The organism is Arenimonas daejeonensis (assembly GCF_007993735.1).
In the GTDB taxonomy this organism is placed as follows: Bacteria; Pseudomonadota; Gammaproteobacteria; order Xanthomonadales; family Xanthomonadaceae; genus Arenimonas; species Arenimonas daejeonensis.
This window is the reverse complement of record NZ_CP042453.1, coordinates 1352006-1377428: the sequence shown is the minus strand read 5'-3', so window position 1 is coordinate 1377428 and position 25423 is coordinate 1352006. Positions and strand designations below refer to the sequence as shown.

At 63.3% G+C, this 25423-nt stretch carries 22 protein-coding genes and 1 riboswitch; of the genes, 11 read left to right on the top strand and 11 right to left on the bottom strand.

What is annotated here, in order from left to right:
* Positions 1 to 112: 112 nt before the first annotated feature.
* Positions 113 to 700: an OmpA family protein gene (locus tag FRZ33_RS06530; protein ID WP_146908555.1), complete on the bottom strand. Its 588-nt coding sequence runs from the start codon at positions 698 to 700 to the stop codon at positions 113 to 115.
* 202 nt (positions 701 to 902) lie between these two features.
* Between FRZ33_RS06530 and metK the strand changes: the two genes are divergently transcribed.
* The gene (metK, locus tag FRZ33_RS06525) at positions 903 to 2141 is read left to right on the top strand and encodes a methionine adenosyltransferase (RefSeq protein WP_146908553.1); all 1239 of its coding nucleotides are present in this window, start codon (positions 903 to 905) and stop codon (positions 2139 to 2141) included.
* A 118-nt stretch (positions 2142 to 2259) separates the two neighbouring features.
* Here metK and FRZ33_RS06520 read toward each other — a convergent pair whose 3' ends face one another.
* Positions 2260 to 3315 (bottom strand): GSU2403 family nucleotidyltransferase fold protein, encoded by a 1056-nt coding sequence (locus tag FRZ33_RS06520; RefSeq protein ID WP_146908551.1) that lies wholly within the window; start codon positions 3313 to 3315, stop codon positions 2260 to 2262.
* Between the two features lie 137 nt (positions 3316 to 3452).
* Here FRZ33_RS06520 and FRZ33_RS06515 point away from each other — a divergent pair, with 137 nt between their 5' ends.
* Together FRZ33_RS06515 and FRZ33_RS15605 are read left to right on the top strand one after the other, a co-directional pair.
* Entirely contained in the window at positions 3453 to 3755 is a 303-nt protein-coding gene (locus tag FRZ33_RS06515) for a type II toxin-antitoxin system RelE/ParE family toxin (protein WP_146908549.1), read from the top strand.
* A 19-nt stretch (positions 3756 to 3774) separates the two neighbouring features.
* Positions 3775 to 4242, top strand: a complete 468-nt coding sequence (locus tag FRZ33_RS15605; protein ID WP_146908547.1) for an addiction module antidote protein — start codon at positions 3775 to 3777, stop codon at positions 4240 to 4242.
* Positions 4243 to 4312: 70 nt separating this feature from the next.
* On the opposite strand, the gene FRZ33_RS06505 is transcribed toward FRZ33_RS15605, so the two are convergent.
* Together FRZ33_RS06505 and FRZ33_RS06500 are read right to left on the bottom strand one after the other, a co-directional pair.
* Entirely contained in the window at positions 4313 to 4792 is a 480-nt protein-coding gene (locus tag FRZ33_RS06505) for a nucleotidyltransferase domain-containing protein (RefSeq protein ID WP_227978186.1), read from the bottom strand.
* Between the two features lie 584 nt (positions 4793 to 5376).
* A complete protein-coding gene (locus FRZ33_RS06500; RefSeq protein ID WP_146910599.1) occupies positions 5377 to 6120 on the bottom strand; it encodes an SDR family NAD(P)-dependent oxidoreductase in 744 nt (247 codons plus the stop codon).
* Positions 6121 to 6313: 193 nt separating this feature from the next.
* On the opposite strand from FRZ33_RS06500, the gene FRZ33_RS06495 reads away from it, so the two are divergent.
* The 5 genes from FRZ33_RS06495 (at position 6314) to FRZ33_RS16095 (ending at position 9443) form a co-directional block, all read left to right on the top strand.
* Positions 6314 to 6553, top strand: a complete 240-nt coding sequence (locus tag FRZ33_RS06495) for a type II toxin-antitoxin system Y4mF family antitoxin (protein WP_146908545.1) — start codon at positions 6314 to 6316, stop codon at positions 6551 to 6553.
* On the top strand, positions 6550 to 7800 hold the full coding sequence (locus tag FRZ33_RS06490; protein ID WP_146908543.1) for a type II toxin-antitoxin system HipA family toxin: 1251 nt from the start codon (positions 6550 to 6552) through the stop codon (positions 7798 to 7800). The genes FRZ33_RS06495 and FRZ33_RS06490 overlap by 4 nt, the downstream gene beginning before the upstream one ends.
* Positions 7801 to 7842: 42 nt before the next feature.
* A complete protein-coding gene (locus FRZ33_RS06485; protein ID WP_146908541.1) occupies positions 7843 to 8394 on the top strand; it encodes a DUF6933 domain-containing protein in 552 nt (183 codons plus the stop codon).
* Positions 8395 to 8529: 135 nt separating this feature from the next.
* Positions 8530 to 9327, top strand: a complete 798-nt coding sequence (locus tag FRZ33_RS06480) for an AraC family transcriptional regulator (protein ID WP_227978183.1) — start codon at positions 8530 to 8532, stop codon at positions 9325 to 9327.
* On the top strand, positions 9261 to 9443 hold the full coding sequence (locus tag FRZ33_RS16095; protein ID WP_322619021.1) for a helix-turn-helix domain-containing protein: 183 nt from the start codon (positions 9261 to 9263) through the stop codon (positions 9441 to 9443). The genes FRZ33_RS06480 and FRZ33_RS16095 overlap by 67 nt, the downstream gene beginning before the upstream one ends.
* A gap of 1099 nt (positions 9444 to 10542) precedes the next feature.
* On the opposite strand, the gene FRZ33_RS06470 is transcribed toward FRZ33_RS16095, so the two are convergent.
* The 7 genes from FRZ33_RS06470 to FRZ33_RS06440 form a co-directional block, all read right to left on the bottom strand.
* Entirely contained in the window at positions 10543 to 12942 is a 2400-nt protein-coding gene (locus tag FRZ33_RS06470) for an ATP-binding protein (protein WP_158637128.1), read from the bottom strand.
* On the bottom strand, positions 12939 to 14315 hold the full coding sequence (locus FRZ33_RS06465; protein WP_146908535.1) for a hypothetical protein: 1377 nt from the start codon (positions 14313 to 14315) through the stop codon (positions 12939 to 12941). Before FRZ33_RS06465 ends, FRZ33_RS06470 begins: the two co-directional genes overlap by 4 nt.
* Positions 14316 to 14712: 397 nt before the next feature.
* Entirely contained in the window at positions 14713 to 15318 is a 606-nt protein-coding gene (locus tag FRZ33_RS06460) for a hypothetical protein (protein ID WP_146908534.1), read from the bottom strand.
* Positions 15319 to 17535: 2217 nt separating this feature from the next.
* Positions 17536 to 19041: a hypothetical protein gene (locus tag FRZ33_RS06455; protein ID WP_146908532.1), complete on the bottom strand. Its 1506-nt coding sequence runs from the start codon at positions 19039 to 19041 to the stop codon at positions 17536 to 17538.
* On the bottom strand, positions 19035 to 19616 hold the full coding sequence (locus FRZ33_RS06450) for a hypothetical protein (RefSeq protein ID WP_146908530.1): 582 nt from the start codon (positions 19614 to 19616) through the stop codon (positions 19035 to 19037). The genes FRZ33_RS06455 and FRZ33_RS06450 overlap by 7 nt, the downstream gene beginning before the upstream one ends.
* A 27-nt stretch (positions 19617 to 19643) precedes the next feature.
* A complete protein-coding gene (locus FRZ33_RS06445; RefSeq protein WP_146908528.1) occupies positions 19644 to 21011 on the bottom strand; it encodes a DNA cytosine methyltransferase in 1368 nt (455 codons plus the stop codon).
* A gap of 59 nt (positions 21012 to 21070) precedes the next feature.
* The gene (locus FRZ33_RS06440; RefSeq protein WP_227978294.1) at positions 21071 to 21502 is read right to left on the bottom strand and encodes a very short patch repair endonuclease; all 432 of its coding nucleotides are present in this window, start codon (positions 21500 to 21502) and stop codon (positions 21071 to 21073) included.
* 253 nt (positions 21503 to 21755) lie between these two features.
* A riboswitch (S-adenosyl-L-homocysteine riboswitch) is annotated at positions 21756 to 21844 on the top strand.
* A gap of 49 nt (positions 21845 to 21893) precedes the next feature.
* Between FRZ33_RS06440 and ahcY the strand changes: the two genes are divergently transcribed.
* From ahcY to FRZ33_RS06425, 3 genes are all read left to right on the top strand, one after another.
* Complete coding sequence (ahcY, locus tag FRZ33_RS06435; protein WP_146908524.1) at positions 21894 to 23324, top strand: adenosylhomocysteinase; 1431 nt, start codon at positions 21894 to 21896, stop codon at positions 23322 to 23324.
* Between the two features lie 157 nt (positions 23325 to 23481).
* Complete coding sequence (locus tag FRZ33_RS06430; protein ID WP_146908522.1) at positions 23482 to 24105, top strand: Fe2+-dependent dioxygenase; 624 nt, start codon at positions 23482 to 23484, stop codon at positions 24103 to 24105.
* A gap of 235 nt (positions 24106 to 24340) precedes the next feature.
* Positions 24341 to 25399: a hypothetical protein gene (locus FRZ33_RS06425; RefSeq protein ID WP_146908520.1), complete on the top strand. Its 1059-nt coding sequence runs from the start codon at positions 24341 to 24343 to the stop codon at positions 25397 to 25399.
* Positions 25400 to 25423 lie beyond the last annotated feature (24 nt).

The following is a 25423-nucleotide window of genomic DNA, read 5'->3' as shown; positions in this document are numbered from 1 at the left end:
GGACCCGGTGATCGGCGTTGCCGCGCAGCTTGGCGCGGCATGCTTTCAGGCCCGTGACCCGCAAACGTCAGGCGGGTGACAGGCCGGGCGCGGGGCCCGGCCTGCCGGTGCTTCAGCGGGCCGCGACGGTCTCGACGAAGTCGATGACCAGGGCCACGCGGCGGTTGGCCAGGCCATCGTCGCCCCAGGCGCCGGGGCGGATCAGGCGGTTGCTGTCCTCGCCGTAGCTGACGGCGCGCACCTGGTCGGCCGACAGGCCCTGGGTGATCAGATAGTCACGCACGGCTTCGGCCCGGCGCTGGCCAAGGCGTTTGTTGTAAGCGGCCGAACCCGACGGGTCGGCGAACCCTTCCACGGTCACGGTGACACCCGTGTGGTGCTCGGTCAGCGTGCTGGCGAAGTCGTTCAGCATCGGCTTGTCCACCTCGCGCAGGGTGGCGTCGTTGGTGGCGAAGTGGGCGGTGGTTTCGACGTGCAGGCGGCCCTCGAACTGGGCGATGCGGGCGTCGTACTGGCCGAAGCGGGCTTCCATGGCGGCCTGCAGCTCGTTGATGCGCCCGTCCAGGCGCTGGTCGGTGGCGCGCAGCTCGGCCACGGTGGCGTCGAAGTCGTCGCGTTTGACGTAGCTGGCGCAGCCGGTGAAGGACACCGCCAGGGTGGCGGCAAGCAAGGGACGCAGGCTGGATTTCAGTGATGCCATGCGGGTTACCTCCTCATGGGTTTTGCGGGGAGGCCCGACCCTACCCCCATCGCTTCCCGAGGCCAACCCCAGGCCCCGCACCGTTTAGCGTCGCTTAACACCAGCGCAACATCGGTGGCGCGAGGATGCACCCCGGGGCCGCGCCATGTATCATGCGCGGCCCTACCCATCCTTTCATCTCAATCAAGGGATATAAGCGACGATGTCCAGCTACCTCTTCACCTCCGAGTCGGTCTCCGAAGGCCACCCGGACAAGATGGCCGACCAGATTTCCGATGCGGTACTGGACGCGATCCTGACCCAGGATCCGAAGGCCCGCGTTGCGTGCGAAACGCTGGTGAAGACCGGCGCCGCCATCGTTGCCGGCGAGATCACCACCACCGCGTGGGTGGACATCGAAGCGCTGGCGCGCGGCGTCATCAACGACATCGGCTACGACAACAGCAATGTCGGCTTCGACGGCCACACCTGCGCCATCGTCAACATGATCGGCAAGCAGTCCCCCGACATCAACCAGGGCGTGGACCGCAAGAAGCCGGAAGAACAGGGCGCGGGCGACCAGGGCCTGATGTTCGGCTACGCCTGCAACGAGGCGCCGGAATACATGCCGGCCGCGATCTATTACGCGCACCGCCTGGTCGAGCAGCAGGCCAAGGTCCGCAAGAGCGGCAAGCTCAAGTGGCTGCGCCCGGACGCCAAGAGCCAGGTCACCCTGCGCTACGAAAACGACAAGATCGTCGGCCTGGACGCCGTGGTGCTTTCGACCCAGCACGACCCGGGCGTGAAGCAGAAGGACCTGGTGGCCGGCGTGATGAAGCACATCCTCGAGCCCGTGCTGCCGAAGGCGTGGCTGAAGGCGCTGCCGAAGTCGAAGATCCACATCAACCCGACCGGCAACTTCGTGATCGGCGGCCCGGTGGGCGACGCCGGCCTGACCGGCCGCAAGATCATCGTGGACACCTACGGCGGCATGGCCCGCCACGGCGGCGGCGCGTTCAGTGGCAAGGACCCGTCCAAGGTTGATCGTTCGGCCGCCTACGCCGCGCGTTACGTGGCGAAGAACATCGTCGCCGCCGGCCTGGCCGACAAGTGCGAAGTGCAGGTGTCGTACGCGATCGGCGTGGCCGAGCCGACCTCCATCTCGGTCACCACCTTCGGCACCGGCAAGATCGCCGACGACAAGATCGAGAAGCTGATCCGCCAGCAGTTCGACCTGCGCCCGTACGGCATCACCAGGATGCTGGACCTGCTGCACCCGATCTACCGCCTGACCGCCAGCTACGGCCACTTCGGCCGCAAGCCGTTCGAAGTGACCTACACCGACGGCAAGGGCAAGAAGCACACCGCCACCGCCTTCTCGTGGGAAAAGACCGACAAGGCCGACGCCCTGCGCAAAGCCGCCGGCCTCGACAAGCCGGTCGCCACCAAGAAAAAGAAGTAACGCTCTGCTCCCTCCCCTGCTCGCAGGGGGAGGGCCGGGAGGGGTAAACCCTCGCCGGGAAGTCACGAAACGGGCCGCGAAAGCGGCCCGTTTTCATTTGGCGCCCTGTAGCTTTCAATCAACTCTTCGGCATCTCCCGATCAAACGCCACCACAACTTCCTTGTGCGCCGAGGGTGAATTGGCCAGCGAATCCCGCGCCCGCTTCTCCCACCCCGCGCCACGCGCCACGAGATCCGCCCACGCATCCGCCAACAGCGTCGGCGCATGCGCCAGATGCCACTGGATCAAGGCCAGCGCCTGCAGGATGTCCTTGCGGTACTTCGCATGCCGCGCGCCACGCTCGTGCGCCACGATCAGCTTGTGCAGGCCATAGCGTGCGGGATCCGGCAGATTGACCAGGCAGGCGTCGGCACGGTCGATCAGCACCGCCTGCCCCGGCCGTTCCAGCAGATAGTCCATGAACTTCAGCGGCACCAGGGCCACGCCCAGCTCCGGCGCGGCGACGTCGCCTTCCTTGCGCCGTTGTGCCGTCAGGAAATCGATGCGCAGGTCGCCTTCGCGTTCGCTCACGAACTGACTCGCCAGCCCTTTTGCACCGCCGAGCGCGGGCAGGAATCCCATCTGCAGCGACTCCAGCGCTTGCGCGGCATCGGCAAGCAGATCCGCCGGCAGCGCCAGTGCGACATTGTCGCCCGGCCCCGCGTGCGCGAAATCGAGATCGAGCGTGCGCGTGCCATCGCCCCAGGCCACGCCCAGTTGATTGCCCAGCGCCAGAAATGCGTGCGTGCCCACCAGCAAGCCGCCGGCGCGGAAGAACTGGTAGTCCGCCAGGCGCTTGGCGATGCGGAAGTGTTTCGGCAGCGTTGCCGAGCAGCCTTGAGCCAAGGCGGCGGCCGCCTGCCGGGCGATCACCTCCAGCATCGGCGCACCCTTCTCGCGCGCGGCCTCGATCGCCGCGATCGCCGGCCCTTCCGGCCCGAGGTAGTACTCGCGCTTGCGGCCGTCCACTTCCTTGAAGGCCCAGTAGCCGTAGCGCCGGCCCTTGATGGTCTTCCAGGCGATCTTTCCCGTCAGGAAAGCCGGCGAACGCGAGGCCTCGGCGACCTGGACCTGTTCGTAAAGCTCGGCGTAGGCGCTCTGGGCGGCTACGGGTAGTTCGCGGTAGAGGGACATGGTGGGACCTCCTGGGCGGGTTATACCACCGGAAACGACTCGGGTGGTATAACTCGGCGCCAGTCTTCTCTTTTCCTACATCCCCCTCCCAAGTTTCCGGATCGCCCGATCTGTATCCTTCCGGATACGTTTGGGGCATGATCGAGGTCGAGACAACACGGCGGTTCGATGACTGGCTTGCGTCCCTGCGTGACCGGGGAGCTGTTGCGATCGTAGTCGCCCGAATCTTCCGGATCCGCAGAGGTTTGTTGGGTGACGTGAAGTACATCGGATCCGGCGTCAGCGAACTCCGCATCAACCACGGCCCCGGGTACCGGGTGTACCTCACCTATCGCAGCAAGACCGTGATCTTGCTCCTCTGCGGAGGCGATAAAGCTAAGCAAGCTTCCGACATCGAGTTTGCGAAGGAAGCAGCGGCCCGCATTGCCGGCCGACACTAGTGCAAGTGGAGAAGCGACAGTGAACACTCCCCTCAAAACCACGCCCTTCGACGCGGCGAAGTACCTGGACACCGACGAAGCCATCGCGGCGTTTCTCATGGATGCCTTCGAGTCCGGCCACGACGGCGTTTTCCAGGACGCATTGAAAACAGCCGCTCGGGCCCGCGGCATGTCCGAAGTGGCAAAAATTGCCGGCTTGGGCCGCGAAAGCCTCTACAAGGCACTGCAGTCGGACGCGCAACCCCGCTTCGCGACGGTGCGCAAGGTGATGGCGGCACTTGGCGTGCAGCTTGCCGTCGTCCCGATGAAGGAGTCGGCTGCGAGAAGGCAGGTTCGGCCCAACGAAAGCCATCCTCAAGGTGTGGACATTGCCCGCGCCCTATCCTCGCGTGAGCGAGCCCGAAGGACCGGCCGCTATGTTGCCGCCGATGTCGTACTGACCGAACTCCAGGCAAAACTCGACAAGGCCAAGAAGAAAAGTCGATGACATTCCTCCTCCCTCTCCCCTTGCGGGAGAGGGCCGGGGAGAGGGGAACGGGCTAGCCCAAGTTTCCGGGTCAGCTGTGTGCGCTTGCAGCCTTTGTATCGCCAGCAAGTTCCGCAAGCTCATCCGCGCCCCCGATCAGGAGGACATTGGAATCGCTGCGCAGGGCCTGTGCGAAGGCGCCGCCTTCGGACAGCAGCGTACGGAATTCGCCCGGCGTGTACAGCACCGGATTGATCTCGCGCCCCAGTTCCTGCTGCGCGGAGTGCAGGGCCTGCACAAGCGTGCCGAAGGCGACGTCGCCCACCACCAGCACATCCACATCGCTGCTGGCGGTGTGGGTGCCGCGCGCCATCGAACCGAACAACACGGCGACGCGGACCTGCGCCGCAACCGGCGCCAGGGCCTCGCGCAGCAGGGCGGCCACGCCATGGGTCTTGCGGAACATGGCCGACAGCTCGGGATACAAGGGATGCCGCGGGTCGGCGCGGTACACGACCTGGTTGCCCCGCGCCTGGCGCTGCACCAGACCGGTGGCCACCAGCTTGTCCAACTCGCGGGCCAGCGTGCCGGCGTGGCTGCCGGCGAGTCGGGCCAGCTCGCGCAGATGGAAGCCCTCCCCGGCTGCAGCAACAGCGTCGCCAGCACCCGTTGCCGGGTGCCGGGGAACAGCAGGTCCATCAGGGGCAGAGTGTTGCTCATCAGGCAACGAATGTTGCCATTAAGGCGACATATTGCAAGCGCAACCCGATCGGAGCGTCGTGCGTGAGGCTCTGAGCCTAGTGCACGAGGTTCTGAACTCCATCGACGAGGATGGGGAACCTGACGCACGAGGCTCTGAACCTCAACCGTGAGCATGGGGAACCTGACGCACCAGGCTCTGAGCCTGGACGGTGAGCATGGGGAACCTCACGCACCAGGCTCTGAGCCTGGACGGTGAGGCTATACAACCTCACGCGCGAGGCTCTGAGCTCGGCGCGTGAGGTAGGGGAACCTGACGCGTGAGGCTATGGAGCTCGGCGCGCCGAGCTCCGAACCTGGCGCCCGAGGCTCTGATGCCCGAGCGTAAGGTTGTGGAACCTGGCGCTCCGAGCTCCGAACCCCAAGCCCGAGGCCCGGAAGCCCACCGGCCAGGCCCTACCTGGCCTGCGCCAGCCCCACCGCATCCGCCCCCGCCGGAAACCGCAGCTGCCCGGTGCTGTCCTGCACCGCCCGCCACACCGCCTCCGCCACATCCGATTCCCGCGTGGTCAGCGCCACATTGGCAAACCCCGCAAACACCTTCTCTGCAAACGCCGCATATGCCGGCGGCACCAGCCCCTGCATGCGCTCGCCGCCATTGGCCGCGAAGGCCGTCGTCGGCCCATACCCCGGCAGCACCAACTTCGTGCGAATGCCAAACGGTTCCAGCTCGAACGCCAGCGACGCGGTGAACGCATCCACCGCCGCCTTGCTGGCCGAATACGCGGCCGCCAGCGGCATGCGCGCCAGCGTCACGCTGGAGGTGACGTTCACCAACACGCCACCCCCACGCGCCCGCAGCCGCGGGATCGCCGCCTGACAAATAGACATGACGCCGAAGGTGTTGGTGGCGAACACCTCGTCCACCGTCGCCATCGGTGTGGCCTCGAAGGCGCCGACCACGCCGATGCCGGCGTTGTTGACGATCGCGTCCAGGTCGCCGGCGGCGTCGAGCGCGGCGTGGATGCTACCCAGGTCGGTGACGTCGAGCGGCAGCAGCTGCAGGTTCGGCGAGGCCGGGAACAGTTCGGCCCGCGGCGTGCGCATGGTGGCGACCACGCGCCAGCCCTGGGCCAGGAAGTGGCGGGCGGTGGCCAGGCCGTAGCCGGACGAGGTACCGGTGATCAGGATCGATTTCATTGCGGAACTCCTTGGTTGGGGAGTCCAGCTTGGCGTCCGGCACCCGGACGGACTACGATCCATCATCCGGTTTTTGTTTGCGAACGTCCGGAACCGAAAACAAATCACTTTCCCGTACGGGAAAATCTTATTGACAAGGCCGTATTTCAGGCGGAATTTACCCGAACGGTAACAAAGCCACGAGAAAACCACGATGACTCCAACTTCTTCCCGTACGGGAATACCGCCAGCCGAGCCCAGGATCGGCGACATCGTCCGCGCCCACCGCCAGGCCGCCGGCCTGAACCAGGCCGCGTTGGCCGGCCTGGCCGGCACCGGCACCCGCTTCATCAGCGACCTCGAGCGCGGCAAGCCGAACGTCGCCCTGGACAAGCTGCTGGCGGTGCTGGCGGTGCTGGGCCTGAAGATCCAGATCGTGGCCGCCGACGGATGAGCGCCCTGCCCGTCTCCCTGTTCGGACAGCACACCGGCGAACTCGCCCTCGCCGGGCCGCTGCGCAGTCCCGAGGACTGGACGTTCGTTTATGCGCCGTCGTACCTGGCGTCGCCCGCGCCGATACCGCTATCGGTAAGCCTGCCGCTGCGGCCCGAACCCTACGCCGGCGCCGTCGTGCGCAACTGGTTCTGCAACCTGCTGCCGGAAGGCGGCGTCCGCCTGGCGATCGAAGCGCGCCTGCGCCTGCCGCCGCGCGACGACTTCGCCCTGCTGACGGCCATCGGCGGCGAATGCGCCGGCGCGGTCAGCGTGGGCGCACCAACCACCGTGGGCGGCGTCAGCGTTGATCTGGAAACCCTGCTCGGCGAAACCACCGGAAACGGCGACGGCGACTGGGCCCTGCACGGCGCACCGCGCCGGCTCTCGCTGGCCGGCGCCCAGGACAAGCTGGCCGTGATCGTGGACGGCCATGGCCGCCTGCGCCTGCCGGCCGTGGGCGAACCGAGCACGCATCTGCTGAAGCCCGACAGCCGCAGCTTCCGCGGCCTGCGCGAACTCGAAGCGCTGGGGCTGGCGCTCGCCACCGCGGTCGGCCTGGACGCCGCGCGCGCACGCGCCATCGACATAGCCGGCCGGCACGCACTGCTGATCGAACGCTACGACCGCCGCCTCGACGACGGCGTCGTGCAGCGCCTGCACCAGGAAGATTTCTGCCAGGCCCTCGGCTACCCCGGCGAACTCAAGTACGAAGGCCAGGGCGGACCCGGGCTGGCCACCATCTCGCAGCTGCTGCGCCGCCTCGCGCTGGGGCCCGCCGCACTGCAAGGCCTGCTCGACGCAGTGGTGTTCAACGCGTTGATCGGCAACGCCGACGCCCATGCCAAGAATCTGTCGTTGCTGATCGACCGCACCGGCCGCCGCCGACTGGCCCCGCTGTACGACCTGGTGCCAACAGTGGCGCTGCCGGAAACCCTGGTCGACCGCGAACCCGCGCTGCGTATCGGCGAAGCCACGCGCATCGAAACCATCACGGCCGACGACTGGCGCCGCTTTGCGCGGGCTGCCGGTTATGGCCCCGGCTTCGTGCTGCGCCGCGTCGACAGCCTGGCCGATGCGGTGCTGGCCGCCTTGCCCGGCGTGGTCGCCGAACTCACCGCGTCAGGCGGCGATGCGCAGCGGCTCCAGCGCGGCGGCAACGCCGTGCAGGCACAAACGCTGGCCTTGCAACGCGCCGCCGCGGCATGAGCGCGGCATGATCACCCCTGGTGACGATATGGACTTGCATTCATGGTGATCTTGCGCTGCACCGCCCGCCTGCTGAAGCGCCTGCGCCAACCGGCGAAGCCACCCGAACCGCCGCCGGCCGACAATCCGCTCGGCGAGTGGTACGCCGACATCGACTTCCTCGACCGTGAGCCGTTCGTGGTGATGCTCAACGCCGCCACCGGCGCCGCGCTGGTCGTGCCCGGGCGCGCCGCCGACCTGCGCGACCTGCACATCCATGCCGGGCAGCAGATGTTCAAGGTGCTGGTGCACTACGGCTTCGACCTCGACCAACCCCGCGTCGCCGCGGAACTGTCAGCATGGAACGACCCTCCCGCGTTCGCCGCCACGCGCGACCGCAGCGTGCTCGGCAGCCTGCGCAGGGTGAAGGACGACGCGTGGCACCACTTCGCGTACTACAACCGATCACTGCCGGAAGCGGCCTTGCAGCAGTGGGACGGGTTCTACTCCCACCCCTCGCTGCCGAAACGGCCGGTCTTTGGAAGGAGCTGGCGGCCGCTCGAATTGGTGGCATCCCGCCTGATGCCTGGCGCCAGCGCGCACCCCATGCAATAGGCTGCGACGAGTATGGGCAAGCCGTTCCTCCATATTCAAGGCTGAGCATCCTGGCCCGTGTCGCCAGACCCGTTCGCTCATGAGCCCAGGACGGAATACGCTTCAGCCACCGCGTCCTCTTCGCGAGCGTCCGGAATGACCGACCCCCTATCCGAAGTGATCCAACGCCTCCAGCCCCGCGCCGTCTTCTCGCGCGCCATCGAGGGCGCCGGCGACTGGGCCGTGCGCTACGGCGCCTTCGGCCAGCCCGCCTTCACCGTGATCCTGGCCGGCCAGGCCCGCCTGGCCGTGGACGGCCAGCCCCCGCTGGACCTGCAGGCCGGCGACTTCGTGCTGCTGCCCGCCACCCCGGGCTTCACCCTGTCCGCCGGCGCGCCGACGCCGCCGGTGTGGCTGGACCCGCAGGCCGGGGCCAACGTGGATGACGAAAAGCCACTTCGGCACGGTCGCCTTGGCGGCGAAGCCCAATTTGTATCGATTGGTGGATGGTTCGAATTCGCCACCCCCGACGCCGCCCTGCTGGTGTCCCTGCTGCCCGGCCAGGTGCACGTGCGCGGCGTCGACCGCCTGACCCGCCTGGTGCACCTGCTGCGCGAAGAAGCCACCGACGCCCGCCCCGGCCGCGAACTGATGCAGGCCCGGCTGGTGGATGCGCTGCTGATCGAAACCCTGCGCAGCCATGCCGACGCCGCCAACGCCCCGCCCGGCCTGCTGCGCGGGCTGGCGGATCCGCGGATCGCGGTGGCGCTGCAGCGGATGCATGCGGAGCTTGGCCGGCACTGGACGATGGCGGCGTTGGCGAAGGAGGCGGCGCTGTCGCGGTCGGTGTTTTTGAGCGGTTTACGAAAGCGGTGGGGGTGCCGCCGATGGAGTATTTGTTGGGGTGGAGGATGGCGGTGGCGAAGGGGTTGCTGCGTCGTGGGAACCTCGTGATCGATGACGTTGCCGAACGGGTTGGCTATAGATCCGCGGGTACGTTCAGTTCTTCGTTTGCGCGGCACGTCGGAATGCCGCCCGGGAAATTCTCCCGATCGCTAAACCTCTTCTGATAGTGATTGACAAAATGCGCGCGCCTGAGGCGTTCTTCTTCGACATGGCGCGGAAATTGCGAAGCTAACCGCACCCGTGTAGGCGTCGCACCTCCTGCGACACGCCCAACAGATATTTGATCCGGCCACTAGTCGGATTGTTTGCCGGACAAGCTCGACCTAAACTCCGGAGGAATCGGGTTGGGGACTGCCAGCTTCTGGGATCGGATGTGCAACCGGACTTTAGTGTGCGCACGCAAGTGATTTCATTCGATCTGGAGGGCGTATGACAGGGCGAAGAACAAATAGTGGGGTGCGACTACAACGCGAGTGGCAGATCCCAGCCAAACAGGTCCGCTACCACAAGGATGGCATGTGGTTCATGCCACTTGAGAAGTTTCCGGGCGCTCTCTGCGACCCAGACGGATACATAGTTTTCGCCACACATGGCGAGTACGCTCGTTCTCGATATCTGACGATTGGGGATCGCGTCAATGTCAGGTCAGGCGTATCAAATATCCCCGGCTACATCCACGCGCGCCAACGGCCCTAACCAAATCATTCAAGCCGCCGCCTTCGGCGCGGTTTTGCTAAGGCAGTTGGCCAAAACGCAGAGCATTGCAAAGGAGGGTTCGCGTGTCGCAGTTTGCAGAAAATGGTCGTTCTCTTCGCAACAGCGCCAAGGCGCTTGTACTTCGTTTTTTTCAGTCATCTGCTCTTTGCCAACCCGGCGCCGAAGGAATGAAGCTTGCGCGTATCAGCCGAGAGTGCGGACTCGACTGGGGTGATTACCCTAAGGCTACCTCTTCCAACCAACAGTATTGGGTAGTCGCGCTGGTGCGGGAGTTGGAATCAGAGGGCATGGTGGAGCGCGTCTCGGAATCTGGCCCCTGGCGCCTCCGAAAACCCGGATGAATGCGTTTGCCGGGTAAGAATGGAGCAGCCATTTTTTGAACCCGCTCTCGGCCACAGGCAAGCCCTGCCCAGATCCGTCGCTTGCTACTGCGCAACTACTCAGAAGAGGGTAACGCACGCAGAACACCAAACGGCCCTCATTGAAACATTTCGTTCGCATCTCCCAGCGCTACGTGCAGCAGGTTACTCCCTCCCGCACGCAACACTAGGGGCTTGACCATTCAGCACGCCTATAGAAAGGCGCGCCATGTAGGAACTCAGCCTGAATGTCGTGGGTCTTGTACAGGCATTCATGCACTCCGAGACCCCTGATTCGCTCTGCCAGCTGAGCCAGTCCGGACGCATCACTGAGTCCAAGCGCAGATAGCTCCTGAGGCCGAATATTTGGAACCTTGTGAATGAACCAGGTTAGCAGTGGCTCCCGGTAGTCCGTCGCGCCCGCCTTGAAGTGACTTAAGTACTGGGAAGCGAGTATGACTCCAACGCCGAACTCGCGACCCTGCAGCAGGATCCTGCGGAGCACGTCGAATTCGTACTTCATAATGTTGTCAGCCTCATCCACGAGCAGCATTGAGTCGACCACTCGCATGTTCCGGCCAGGCCCAAGGAACGGCCGCTTAGGGATACGGAGCATGTGCTCGTAGAAGACATTGAGCATTATGGCGACCAGCATGTTCTTGGTCCTGTCATCGGAACCAAGCTCGTTGAGCGAGATGACCACCACACCCCGCAGGAACTCGGCCGAAGAGACCACCGCGCTCGCGTCCGGCGTGAACAGCTCCATGTCCACCAAGTCACCAAGGATTCCCGACAAGGAATCTGCCCCGCCGTTGAGTGCATCCACGTAGTTGTTGTGGACATCGTAGATCGTTGGATAGGTCCCGTCCGGTGCTTGGGCGTATGCATCCTTGACGGCTTTCTTGAGCCGATCGCGCTGCACCGGACCAATCCTGCGATAGATCTTGTCGAGGATGTCCGAGAAGAACTTGTACCGCTCCAGCTTCGGATTGATCGACTGAGAAGCAGTCGACAGGTCGAAAAGATTCAATGGAAGGTGCTGCGGCCTTATGACACGCGCGCCGACGGCTCCGACGAACTCATCCGCGCTGTAGTCCTTCTTGTAGTCGAATATCAGGACGCTTGGCTCTACACCCCTGTTCCCGGCCCCACCCTTGGCGACCTGATACACCAGAGATTGGAGCAACTGCGTCTTGCCGGTACCGAGGTCGCCGACGACGCCCATGTTCATCTGATTTAGTGAAGTGTTGCCGAGGTTTAGGTGGCGCAACTGGCTTTCAAAGCCATCGATCGTTTCACCGATTCGAATCACCAAGCCCGTCTGCGAAGCACCCAGGCCGTCGATCGGCGCCACATCCGGGAGAGGCACGGCAGTGGGCTGGGGCGCTTCGTCCGGCTCAATGGGCTGCGTCGGGGCGGGCTGAGGGATTGGTTCAACCATGGTTTCGCCTCCGCCGGACGGGACGGGGATTGCCTCGGCCGTGACGCCTGCTGCGGGCGCGTTTCCTTCCGTTCGTGGGAAGAGGTCCCAAGCACCCAGTCTCTCTTTCATGGCGCCACAAAGGGCTTCGTGCCTCCCCTGGATGAAGAGTGCGGCATCCTTGTGCGAGAGCTCGATGGTTTCCTGGAACCCGTCGGCGTCGGTGTCCCGGGCGCCACTCGCACTTGAGCCGTCGATGACGACCAACCTTCCCCTTACATCAACCTCGATCCTCGCCTGCGAGCCCAATATCGCCTCCATCGCGCGCGCATGGAGCTTGGACCACTCGCCGGACTTGCCTGCCGCGGCCAAGCGCTGGCTATAAACCCTGAATCCGTATCCGATCATGGATGTCAAGAGGTTCTGGTGCGCAATGCGCCAAAGGACCATCTCTTGGTCGTCGGTATAGGTTGAGGAGAGCGCTTCGAAAAGGGATGAAAGCGACCGGGCTTGCGCCAACGCATCACCCCGGTCCGCGGGAGACATTTGTGCGCCCGCACCCCGATTCTTGACCTCTATCGGCGTCAGCCGGAAGCTGACCGAGGCGTCGCTAATCCTCATCGTGACGACCAGTAAGTCAGGACGATGCAGGGTTGGCCGCTTGAGTGCCTTGGCAAGATCGTCCAGATAACCTTGGAATGGGTCTACCGGTATCACCAAGGCGATTTCATCCTCTTCGCCAACCTTGGCCCATGGCGCCAACAGGCCGGAATTTGGCCCAGACACGCGGAAGCTGTCTTGGAGGAGGCGGGTGGCTATGAGCAGCCCAAGGTCTCCCGTGGCACCTGAGTCGCCGGCCGCCAGCCCCCTGACCGTAGGTATTCCTCGCCGCGCGACTTCTTCGACGATCTCCGCAAGCGCTTCGTCCGGCATCTCGTCGCACCCCGGAAAGCGCTTGATGACGAGCTTCAAGGTCTCGAGGTCCAGCTCCTTGATCCTGGACAGCAAGTAGTAGCCGTTGCTGTCGCCGGCGCGGCCTGAATAGGCGGGCAGCTCGTAGTCCCAGAGGTAAGTCCCCTCAAGCCAATTCCCAAGGAAGCAGGCGGGGTCTACCGTAGAAGACGAAACGGCCGCGAACTCCGCTCGCTCCAAGGCACTCGTGATCACATGCACGCTTGGAGCAAAGACATAACCCAGCCTCTCGTCTGAAATGTTCTCGAGTGCTGCGATGGCGCTGGCAGTGGCGTCGGCAAGGCCATCCCCCGAAGGGATGGGGGCGCGGCCATTCGGGACTCACGCAGCAGCTGTCCTCCAGCCATGCTAGATGGCTCGCGAATACGAGTCCTCACCAAGCCACCAAAGCCCATGGGGGTGGCGAGCTTGGTGGGAAGTGCACTTGGGTTCGACGTCTCCAATTGGGCGATGATCGCAAGATCAGGATCCTCACCAGACACCGTTCCCGAGTACCAATGGACCGCGTTCGCCGTGTCTTCCGCGAGGTTCGATATTTCGGCATCATCCGGCCGCGAACCTTCATGCCGTTCGTCGTAGATTCGGATCTCGCTCGCGCCAACCCAGGCGTCCGATCCTCTCGTTAAGTCGGAAGACCCAAAATGTTTCCTGCCCCAGGACAAAAGCCCTTCGTTGCAGGCATTGTTTTGGCTAGCAGTGCTTGACACAAGCACTCCAATCACGGGCTTGGCCACCAACATCGAACAGATGTCTTCAAGCGCTTTATGGACTTGGGAGACGCTGAAGCCGCTGGAAATACCGCCGACTAGCAGCCCCATTTCCCGATCCAGCGGCGCAGTCGAACCAGTCGAAGCCAAGGCGTCTAGGCGACTGGCATTCCAAAGAATTCCCCAGTAGTCCGAGCTGCACTCCACCGCGAAGAACGTCGCGTTGGTCTTTCCACCCATGGCGTTTCGCATGGGGATGGTTAGGGCATCGGGGACGCAGTCGGGGTCGAGTATGCTAGCGGCTGGGCAAGGCTTCTTCCTGGCGGACAGGAACATCGCGCGCTGGGCGACGCAATGCCAAGCGAATCGGACGGGATGCAAGGGGGACACAAGGATGGCATCCGGCTCTTGCACCAACGTCAGCCCGTTCGTTTCGAGCCTAGCGACAAGGCCGAGGTCGCACCACACTGCGTCTTCCGGGGAATTGGCAAGCCATCCGACGTAACTCTTCAAGTAGGCATCCACCTCGGCGGAGAACTCGGGGTCTGTTGCCATCCATTCGCCAAGGGGTGCGGCTTCAACCAACCCGTTGCCGTCGGCGCCGCGGATCCGGGCCGCGAGCACGGATCGTGCCGCCACGAACTCTGGCGGAGGTGCCATTTCATCTGGCGAAGGCCTCGGATCGCTCAGGAAACGGCCTTTGGAGAAGATCGTGTCTTCCGAACTACTCCAGTCACGCCTGCGCCATTCCGAAGCATAGTCAGCTGCAACCACGAACGGATGGAAGGATCGGGACGCCCTTCCCTCCTCGAGCATCCAACCCTGAAGCTGCGCACTCCTGAGCTGGCCATTGACGTGCACGGAGCTAGGCTTTCGCCCCCGGCGTTCTTCATCAACTGGAGTTCGAAATGGCTCGAACATTCCTCGGGGCTTGCTTGCTCCGCCGACAGTTCGATCCGAACCAACTGTTCATCCGCTGACTCGGGCCTAATGATCTTGATGTCGAAGAAGCATTCGCCTTCGATCTCGACTTCGACTCCAAACTCGTCCTCGCCAACCATGCCGATGCTGACGGCATTGCTCGGGTCAAGGTTCCCGTCAGGGTCACTTCCAACCGCGACTTGTGACGAGAGCCGGACTCCCGGCCTCAAGTAGATGTCTAGGTAGTGTCGCCCTTGGCCGGACATGGCCAGCGACGTTTCCAGCCTGCCTGCCCTGGACAGCTTGGGTGCGGATCCTTTGCTAGCCGTAGTCGAACTCACCACCACACCAGGCTGCCAGCCCTGCAGTGAGATGATACGGATGGCCGCTTTTTTCCGTTCCCGTGAAGGAAGCTGGCGGAGTACTTTATCGGACTCTTGTGCCCGGGTATCTCATCGTCTTCAAGGAGAACCACGCGATCTGCCGCCAGGATCCATTCCTTCGTCGCCCCTTTCGATCCCGGGACTTCCCGCTTCACGAGGATCTGCCGGCCGAACTGCTCCTCGGACGCTCGAAGGCGCAACTGTACCGAGGACTTCGCGACAGGTACGAGGCCCCTCAGGTGGGATATCAGTGCATTCGTGCATTCGATCGTGAGCTCCCCGTCGGGCTCCGGCGAGTCGTCGCTCTCGTCAAGAAGCTCGTTCCAGCGGGAAACAGTAAGGGACGACCACCACGTTGGCACGGTGGAGACCGACTCGGTTGCATAGGCGTAGGGAGCGCATCGCCGAACCGCGGTAACGACATCGCACCTGTTCCGCATGTTGCCAAGGCATGCCTTTATGATCTCCTTCTCTTCCTCATCTCGCGCCTTGGCCAGTACTGAGGTGGAGAGCCCGCCAAAATTCTCGCCCTCGATCCTGTCAACGATCGCTGAAAGCACGGACAACTTCGCCTTGGCGTCAAAGCTTCCGTCCCCGAGGGCGGGTAGCCAGTCGCCAGGCTGATCATTTCGTCGAGTGAGTTGGCCTTGTCTTTAAGTATCCACAGCTTTTCTAAGACCCGCCATGCACTGACTCTTGCGACGTCATGTTGGTCTGCCGCATCTGCGGCGACGATCGCCTCTCGAATTAGTTCCCGCGCCTTTTCGGCCTCGTCATCTGTCCTGCCCGCCAACACGCTCTCGACGAGCCTCTGGATGAACGGGTCACTCCACCATGCTGAAATGGAGGCGCCACCTTCGTTTACTGCGGGGGCCAGTCCGATCGTGGTCCGAGTGGACTCGTGGGTGTCACTTGCCTGCGCACCTGGGGCAACAAGTGCAAGGAACACACCTGACCTATCGTTTCGCACGCTAGCAAGGCCATGGAAGTGCAGGTACCCGGATTGGGTCGCGGAGCCTTGCAGTTTTCCGGGCGGAACCACATCCACTTGCAGGATGACCGGATACCTAATCGCCTGGCCATCCGACTTCGTAGCCTCAAGGAGGGGCGTCTCCCCCGCCAGCGCATCGAAGACCTGGACCAGAAGATGCATGGGTGGACCGCAGAACACCGCGCGGCACTCGCCTTTCTCCCCGGCAAGGGACGCGATCTCGCTCGCCATGGCCTTTTCGACCCAGTTGGCGATACCTTTTGCTAGCGTATTCAAGTTGGCTACCTACGTCAGGCTGCGAATGGAGGGACTAGGAGCATCCCGCTCTCTGCGTCCGGGCTATCTAGGACCAGTCCCAGCATCCGGAGCTGCTTTCCAAGACCACTATCGTTGATTCCATGCAGATCGAACTCGATCCCGTAGCTTCCCAAGTGGACCGCGAGCCTCTGCACGGACCTCGGCCCGTCGACAGCATGTAGACAGCAATGGACCATCGCCAACACCGCCGCGGGCCCGAGCGAAAGAACCCAGGGCGAATTCCTTGCCTCCCCCTTCTTCCGAAGGAAATAGCCTTGGTCATAGCCGCGAAGGGCTGAATCCATCGTCTGCCGCTGCCCCAGCGTGTATTGGCTGAACTCGAGCAGGTTTGCGCCAACCCCTTCTTGCAGCCGATGGTCCTGACCTCCCGGTCTTGCAGGGCATTGAAGGATTCGATGACCCCTGCCCGGTTCAGCTCGACCCTGTTTTTCCGGACGCTCAAGAGGAATGCGTGGATTTCTTCTGACGAGCTCAATCGGGTGGGAGCAGCCTCAAGGCCTTGGAGCGCCCAGAGCATGCGGTTGATGCCCAATCTCGCTGAAAGGTATCGAGACGCAAAGTCACGGATGGTGGGTATGGCAGGGTTGCCATACGAAAGCATCCGCCGCTTCACGGACAGGACGTCTCGCCTAGTTGCGTCTGGTCCATTTGGGATGGCCTCATCCTGTCCCGCGAGGGCCGCCCGGGACAGACGCCAGATCCTGTCGTTGACGTCGCAGAGCCAAAGCACGTGGCTAACGGTCCCAATCCGTAGCAGCGCCTCTAGCAAGGTGATCCACTGGCGGCGGGTCATCGAAGATTTCGCACTGATCACGCCTAGGATATCGATTACGAATTGCTTGGCGGGATAGGCAATCGCTTTTCGATCAAGTTCTGGCAGCCTTTCGACCAAGTCCAGCGGCCTAGGCTCCCAGTGGATGCCATTTGTCCTGCGCGGCTCGAACTCCGACTGCAACCACCTCGCCCAAACGTCGTCGTCGCCTGTCACGGAAAGGGCGCCATGTATGTCGGCCCAGGCATGCTCGGCAGCTGCCTGCGACGGCGACCCCATGGCTATCATCTGTTTAACTAGTTGCCCTGGGTTCCAGGATTGCGGGAGAGGCGTGCGGCGCCAGAGTAGATAGCGGCATCTGGCACGACTGGAGACAAGGACAAAAACGCTTTGATGATTGCTGCGACACCTTCGGACTCTGGATGACTCGATCAACGACGGTTCGCCACGCCTCTGGACTGAGCCTTCCAGCCGGAAGCCCCTTGCGACGCTCCCTGTCCATGGCCTTCCTGAACTCGTTGCCCATCGACGCAACCTTCTGCTCAGAGACGCCGCCAAGGCCAGCGGCACGATAAAGCGAGGAGAGCACCACCTCACCAGTGGAAAACTCCGGGGCCGGCCGTATGTTGAACGAGGACTCGTTGAATGCAGGATGTGAGTGCTTCCAAGGCGAACCAATGAAATCAGACTCCGACATCACGCTCCCTCCTCGCGAATAACGAATCGTTCGAACGTCCTGACGACGACCTCGTCTCGCACGCCAAGGCGGATCTCGGCGCCCTCCAGTGCGTCTTCGTCCCTAACAATGGATCCTGCGAGGCCTGCTCGGGTCGTGTCGAGAAGCGCCACGACCGACCTAGGAAGGGAAGCGGAGACCATGCCCCGACGAAGGGATTTCGTGGCCTTGAACAACTCGAAAGTGAGTGCAATCGGCTTGGCGCCATCTGAAGCGCCGACACGCAGGAAACGGACAGGCGCTTTTGGCCGGCCCGCGTCCTCTGACGCCGGGATAGGTTTAACACGCTGTATGTCGGTCGTAAGCATGGCCCGACGCTCCGGCGGCGGCAGCGGTTCACCAAACGTATTGTTGAGGCACACCACGAAACGCCTGTTCACGTTGAGCAGCCCCTCAACTTGGCGCGTTGCTTGCTGGAGTGCGGTGGCATCGCCCTCCGTTACGCGATGGAATTCCTCGAGGACGTCGGCGTCGTTCGTGACCGCAGCTCGTACGCCTATGGAGCGCCTCGCTATCCTGCACGCGATCATCCTCAGGAGCGCCTGTACCCGGTCGGCGGTGGCCGGCCTCTGCCGTCTGACGGAATGATCGGACAACTTGAGATCCCCTTCTTCGAGGATCTTCAACGCTGCGATCTCGATCGGGGTAAGACACTGGTACTTCTGCAAGAACGTCCTGCCTGCTTTGATGGAGAGGCTGAACCGCCTATCCAAGTCCTCGAATTGGATCGAGGTATTACCGCTCACCGAGACCTCGAACGACGGACTGGCCTTCGCCGGATCGAGGATGGCCGAGATTCCTCCGAGCTGGGACTTCAGTGTCACCGTTGATTCACGACGTTTATCCAAGGCGAGGAACTGCTGGAGCGCGGCCAAGGCGGGAAACTCGCCCAACCTCAGTTCCGTGATGTCCTTTCGCAGGGCTGCTGCGCGCTCGATCGGCCAGGAACCAAAGAGAGCATGCTGGTATTGTGACGCCACGAGACGGAGTACCCCTCGTTTTCGTTGGACCTCGATGCGCCGTTGGTCGCTGCCGGACGGGTTGAGTTGCTTCGCGGCCCATTTGCACGGCATGTATGCGGCCGTGTCCGCGCCGGTGGGCGTGCCCGCCAAGAGGTATGACACCAGCGAGAAGAGGTCCCTGAAGTTCCAGCGCTTGCCGCTTGCAAGCTCATACCAACGAAGTATCCGTGCAAGGGATCCAGCGTGGGGCTCCCCAGCAAGCAAGTTCCGGCTCGTGCAGAACGGACAAAGCTCGCCGGCTTCGCATGTTCCGAAGTCCTTCCAGTGGGCCGCCGACGTCGCGACTCCAATCACTTGCTTTGCCGGCGCGTCCCGGTCGGACACACCCTCGACGAGCGTTTCGACGTCCATTGGCCAGACCGCGATCGCCGGGTAGTCTTTTAGTGGCCAGCAGGAGACCCCGTGGGCCGAGAGCGAGACGGACTGGATGATCCGCTTCAGCAAGCTACTTGCCTTGGTGTCCCCCGCTCGGCCGAGAGTATCAAGGCGTCATCGAGTACGCCTCTGTTAACGCAGGCAAGGTAGATCCGCTTCTCCTGATCGTCGAAGAGGAGTCGCGCCAAGTCCTCGCAAAGCAACTCCGCCGGCGTCTTGGACGAGCCAGGGTTGCCCTCGGATGCATCCTGAACTATCGCCAAGATGCCAGACAGCCGGCCGTCGGAGAGTGCGGAAAGATCGACTTCGACTAGACGACCCGGCGTTGAGCCGTCTTGGGAAGAGAATATCCTGCCCAACTCGTTCACAAGGGCTCCACTCATCGCGAGTGACGAGTCAATCTCTCGAAGCGTGTGCTCGACGGCTTCGGTCTTGCCATTGCCTGGGCCGCCTAGCAACAAGACGGCGTTCGGAGTCCCGCCCTGGAACTGGGCTACCTTACCGGCCCATTCGGAAAGACGGTCCAGAAGCTCGGTCCTTATGACCTGTCCAGCAGGCCGACCACTTCCTCCATAGAAGAGCTTCTTGACGCCTCCAGCTCGATTCCCCGACCAATCCAGCAGTCCCTCGGGATAACTAGGCATTCTCGGCTTCCTGATACGGTTTTCGTGTCAGCTTTCTACAAGCACGGATAAAGCTCGATTTTTGGCCAATCCAATTGCCGTTGGCTTGGAGTGCACTTCTGCCACCACATCCGGGGACCAGCAGGAGAGCAACCCATCCCCGATTGCTTGCCCCAATAGCGGCGGCACTGCGTTGCCCACTTGCGTGTAACGAGGGCACTCAGTCCGACGGTATTTTCCACCAGTCGTGTACTTTCCTTTGAACTTGAACCAGTCGGGGAAAGATTGGATTCGCGCGTACTCGCGCACCGTGAGAATGCGAGGTTCGCAGTAGTGCAGGATGTCGTCTGGAAGCGTCGTAAGCGTGGGAGCGGGTCTATCGCGGTGCATTGGGACCGTTCGGTGCTTGAGCATTCCAAGCATCGACCGCATCTCAGCACTCAGGCTTATCCCCGGCCTGCATATCTTCAAAATGGTGGCGAACTTTTGCTCGACATCCTCACGATGTCGCGCCAGACGCATACTGTCCATCTCTTCTGGCGAGACGCCATCGCTCATCTTCGACTGATAGTTGGATGTCGGCCCCTCGTACTTGACCTGGCGGTACCCATGCCTTGCACCTTCCCCGACATATTCCTGCGTGTTTCGCTTCTTGGCGGTCCCGACCGCCAGGTCCGAAATGGCCTCCGATGCCGAGACTTGGCGTCCATTCCCATACAGAGTCAGCTGGCGTGCGCCTGCGGCTTCGATCAGCGCAAACGCTGATTGAATTGTTTCACTTGCCTCGCGTTGGCCACCGCTGGTGAACTGCCGGGCAATGTCCGACCGGATTCCAACCGCGACCAGTCGAGCCCGCCGTTGCGGGACCCCGAAATCAGCCGCATCAAGCACCTTGCCCGAAACGTCGTAGCCGATGCCGGCCAGCGATTCAACCAGCTTCTGGTAATAGGTCTGCTTGCTCTTGCCTCGGCCGTCCTTGTGGGCAACGTTCATCCCGGGGACGTTTTCCAGCACTAGGAACTTCGGGCGGACGAGCTCGACGAAGTCGACATAGCGCTGGAACATCTTGTTCCTCGGATCTGAGGCGCTACGTTTTCCTGCAAAGGAGAAACCTTGGCAAGGTGGGCCTCCGGCTATCAGATCAACCTTTCCCCGGAGCCGCGACAGCTGGTTGGGCTTTTCGTCCAGCACCTCATCTATGGAGTGAGCTCGTTGCTCAAGCCACTCGGGCCACTGGAACGGATATCGCGCTCCGGCCCTCAGGAAATTGGCTCGAAAGGTCTCGAACGCGTCGGTGGCTCGCTCGATCGCGAACAGTCCCTGCCAGCCAGCCTGGCATAGGCCAAGCGAAAGGCCACCGCAGCCGGAGAAAAGGTCGATGAAGGTTCTTTGGGTTGGGCGTCTTTCGAAGTTCATTGGTTCCAACGTCTTGATCTTTACATGGCAATCTCGCACTTATCCGCACCCTCTGTCTCTCATATTGTCTTCTGCGGATCGTTGAGAATTTTCCTCACGAGCGCCTCGAGCCGTCGATCCGCTTTCGTCTGGGTGGACAACGAGCATTCCCAAACCGTGATGACCCGCCAGCCTAGGCGCCTAAGCGCCCTGGCGTTTTTCACATCCCGCTTCTTGTTGCTGTCGAACTTTTGGCTCCAAAACTCGCTGCGCGTCGCTGGAATCCTTCCTTGCTGGCAGGCATGGCAATGCCAGAAACAACCATGTACGAACACGGCCACATGATGTCTCGGGAGGACTAGGTCAGGCCTACCCGGAAGGTCCTTCGCATGAAGGCGGTAACGCAGACCCGACAAGTGCAAATAGCGCCGAACGATCAATTCTGGACGAGTGTCGGACCCACGAATCCGTGACATCCTCTCGCTTCGATCTCCCGGTGAGAGGCTATCCACCACTTAGCACGCTCTGGATTAAGGGGGCTTCCCTACGCATGATCCAACCACCCAGTCTCAAGGACGGAGACCCACCCTCGCCGTCTTCGTCAGCCAGGAGTCCGTCCTGAGTCGATTGGTTGATTCCCCGATGCCATATCCTGCCCCGCTGGGCGCCCTCTGGGGAAGCATACGTACATGAACAGGGCGCTCAGGCCAATCGCCGCCTCCCCGCCCGGCCCGCTATAATGCCGCCCGGCCCCCAAAGGCCCACCCCGCCGAGGGGCGCTGCAAGCCCGGCCCCGCAAGGGGGCAAGGGATCAGGCTCGGCGAAGGTTCCCGCACCAACCGCGCCCGTTAACGCGCGACCCCGAGGCCCCTGGCCCGGCCGGCGTCGCCAACCAACGGAGCTATACCTTATGAACGCAGTCACCCCCTCAAGCACGACTACAAGGTCGCCGACCTCTCCCTGGCCGACTGGGGCCGCAAGGAGCTGGACATCGCCGAGCAGGAAATGCCGGGCCTGATGTCCATCCGCGCCAAGTACGCCGCCGCCCAGCCGCTCAAGGGCGTGCGGGTCACCGGCTCGCTGCACATGACCATCCAGACCGCCGTGCTGATCGAGACCCTGAAGGACCTGGGCGCCGACGTGCGCTGGGCGTCCTGCAACATCTTCAGCACCCAGGACCACGCCGCCGCGGCCATCGCCGCCTCGGGCACCCCGGTGTTCGCCTGGAAGGGCGAAACCCTGGAGGAGTACTGGGACTGCACCCTCGACGCGCTGACCTTCCCGGGCATGAAGGGCCCGGAGCTGGTGGTGGACGACGGCGGCGACGTCACCCTGCTGATCCACAAGGGCTACGAGCTCGAGCAGGGCGACAGCACCTGGGTCAATTCGGCCTCGGGCAGCCATGAAGAGCAGATCATCAAGAACCTGCTCAAGCGCGTGCACAAGGAGCGCCCGGGCTTCTGGACGAACGTGGTCAAGGACTGGAAGGGCGTCTCGGAAGAGACCACCACCGGCGTGCACCGCCTGTACCAGATGCTGGAAGCCGGCAAGCTGCTGGTGCCGGCCATCAACGTCAACGACTCGGTCACCAAGTCCAAGTTCGACAACCTGTACGGCTGCCGCGAGTCGCTGGCCGACGGCCTGAAGCGCGCCATGGACGTGATGCTGGCCGGCAAGGTGGCCGTGGTCTGCGGTTACGGCGACGTGGGCAAGGGTTCGGCGCACTCGCTGCGCGCCTACGGCTGCCGCGTGGTCGTGACCGAGATCGATCCGATCAACGCCCTGCAGGCGGCGATGGAAGGTTTCGAGGTCAACACGGTCGAAGCCACGCTGGGCCGCGGTGACATCTACGTCACCACCACCGGCAACAAGGACGTGCTGACGCTCGAGCACATGTCGAAGATGAAGGACCAGGCCATCGTCTGCAACATCGGCCACTTCGACAACGAGATCCAGGTGGACGCGCTGAATGCCTCGGACGCGGTGCGCCTGAACATCAAGCCGCAGGTCGACAAGTACACGTTCAAGAACGGCAATGCGATCTTCCTGCTGGCCGAGGGCCGCCTGGTGAACCTGGGCTGCGCCACCGGCCACCCGTCGTTCGTCATGTCCAACTCGTTCTCGAACCAGACGCTGGCGCAGATTGATCTGTGGGCCAACAAGGACACGTACGAGAAGAAGGTCTACATCCTGCCCAAGAAGCTGGACGAGGAAGTGGCGCGCCTGCACCTGGAGAAGATCGGCGTGAAGCTGACCACCCTGACCGACGAGCAGGCTGCCTACCTGGGCGTGTCGAAGGATGGTCCGTACAAGCCGGATCACTACCGCTACTGATCCGCAGCTTCAACGCGGCACACGGAACGGGCGCCTTCGGGCGCCCGTTTCCGTTCCGGGCCGGATTCCCTCTTGCAATCGAGGGATGAGAGGCTAGACTCGGGCTCTCATTATTATGAACCGGGCCTGAACCCGGCGGCTTCAAGGGGCCCGGACCATGATCACCACGCTGCCCAACCTGATCACCCCCGACGAGCTGGCCCAGATCCATCGCCTGATCTCCGTGGTCGAGTTCACCGAAGGCAAGACCACCGCCGGCGAACTGCTGCACAAGGCCAAGCACAACCAGCAGATCCCCTGGGACCACCCGGTGATGAAGCAGATCTCCGGCGTGGTGATGCAGGCCCTGGGCCGCTGCGACGCCTTCATGGGCGCGGCCCAGCCCCGGCGGCTGGCGGCCATGCTGGTCAGCCGCTACCAGCCGGGCATGGCCTACGGCATGCACGTGGACGCGCCGATCATGGGCGAGCCCAACCACGTGCGCAGCGACGTCTCCTTCACCCTGTTCCTGAACGAGCCCGACACCTACCAGGGCGGCGAGCTGGCCTTCGAGGCCGGTGGCAGCGAAACCACCTTCAAGCTGCCTGCCCGCTCGGCGATCTGCTATTCCACGGGGCAGTTGCACCGCGTCCGGCCGGTCGAACAGGGCGAACGCCTGGCGGTGGTGGGCTGGGTGCAGAGCCTGGTGCGTGAACCGGCCATCCGCGAGTTGCTTTACGACCTGTCCGAGGCCCGCGAGCAGCTGGTCGGCCAGGAGGGCGCGGCCCGTGCCCCCAACTGATCAACAAGTCCTACTTCAACCTGCTGCGTCGTCACGCCGAGCCGTAACACCCCTCCCCGGCCTGGCCCGCCGCCTCGGGTTTCCCCGTTTCACAAGCATTGGGCGCAACTTGCGCCCCCAACCCGTGCCACTATCGGGTCACGCCGCGCCGGTCAGGGGACTAGCTCGTGCAAAAGCAGGATGAAGGCAGGCTCCGCACCGCCGTCGGGCTGGGACAGACGCTGGCGCCGAAGCCATGAGCCTGCTCACCGAACTGGGTCGCCGCAACGTCATCCGCATGGCGGGGCTGTACCTGGTGGGCGCCTGGCTGGTGGTGCAGGTCGCCGAAACCGTGCTGCCGGCCTTCGACGTGCCGGGCTGGGTGCTGCGGGCCCTGATCATCCTGCTGGCCATCGGCTTCGTGCCGGCCCTGGTGGTGTCCTGGGTGTTCGAACTGACCCCGGAAGGCCTGAAGCGCGACCGCGGCCCGGTGCCGGACAAGCCGATGGCCGCGCGCACCGGCCGGCGCATGGACCGGTTGCTGCTGGTGGGGTTGGGGCTGGTGACGGTACTGATCCTGGCCGACCGGTTCTGGCCGAGTACGCCGGAGATTTCGGCCCTGGCCGGGTCGGAGGCGGGGTCAGGTCCACTTTCTCCCGCGGCAGACGACCCGTCTTCCGCCGAAACGGCAGGAGAAGGTGAACCTGCCTCCGAAAGTCCCGCCCCCGCCGCCCGCAAGTCCATTGCCGTCCTGGCCTTTGCCGACCTGTCGCCCGAACAGGACCAGGAATATTTCTCCGACGGCATGGCCGAGGAAATCCTCAACGCCCTGGCCCAGGTGCCTGGCCTGAAGGTGACGGGGCGCACCTCGTCCTTCCACTTCAAGGGCCGCGACGAAGACCTGCGCACGATCGGCGAGGTCCTGGGCGTCGAACACATCCTCGAGGGCTCGGTGCGCAAGCAGGGCAACCAGGTGCGCATCACCGCGCAGCTGGTGCAGGCCTCGGACGGCTTCCACGTCTGGTCGCAGGTTTACGACGGCGAACTCAGCGACGTGTTCGAGCTGCAGGAACGTATTGCCCACGCCATCGCCGACAAACTCAAGCTGGTGCTGCAGGACGGCCCGTCGCAGCGCCTGGTGACCGCGTCCACCTCCAGCCCGGAAGCCTACGAGAAGTACCTGCAGGCCACGGCCATCATCAACCGGCGCCAGGCGCCGCGTTTCCATAAGCGATGGTGCAACTGCAGGAAGCGGTGGCGCTGGACCCGAAGTTCGCACGGGCCCGCGCGCGCATGGCCCTGCTGTATTTCCTGATGTTCAACTACCGCGTGGGCGACC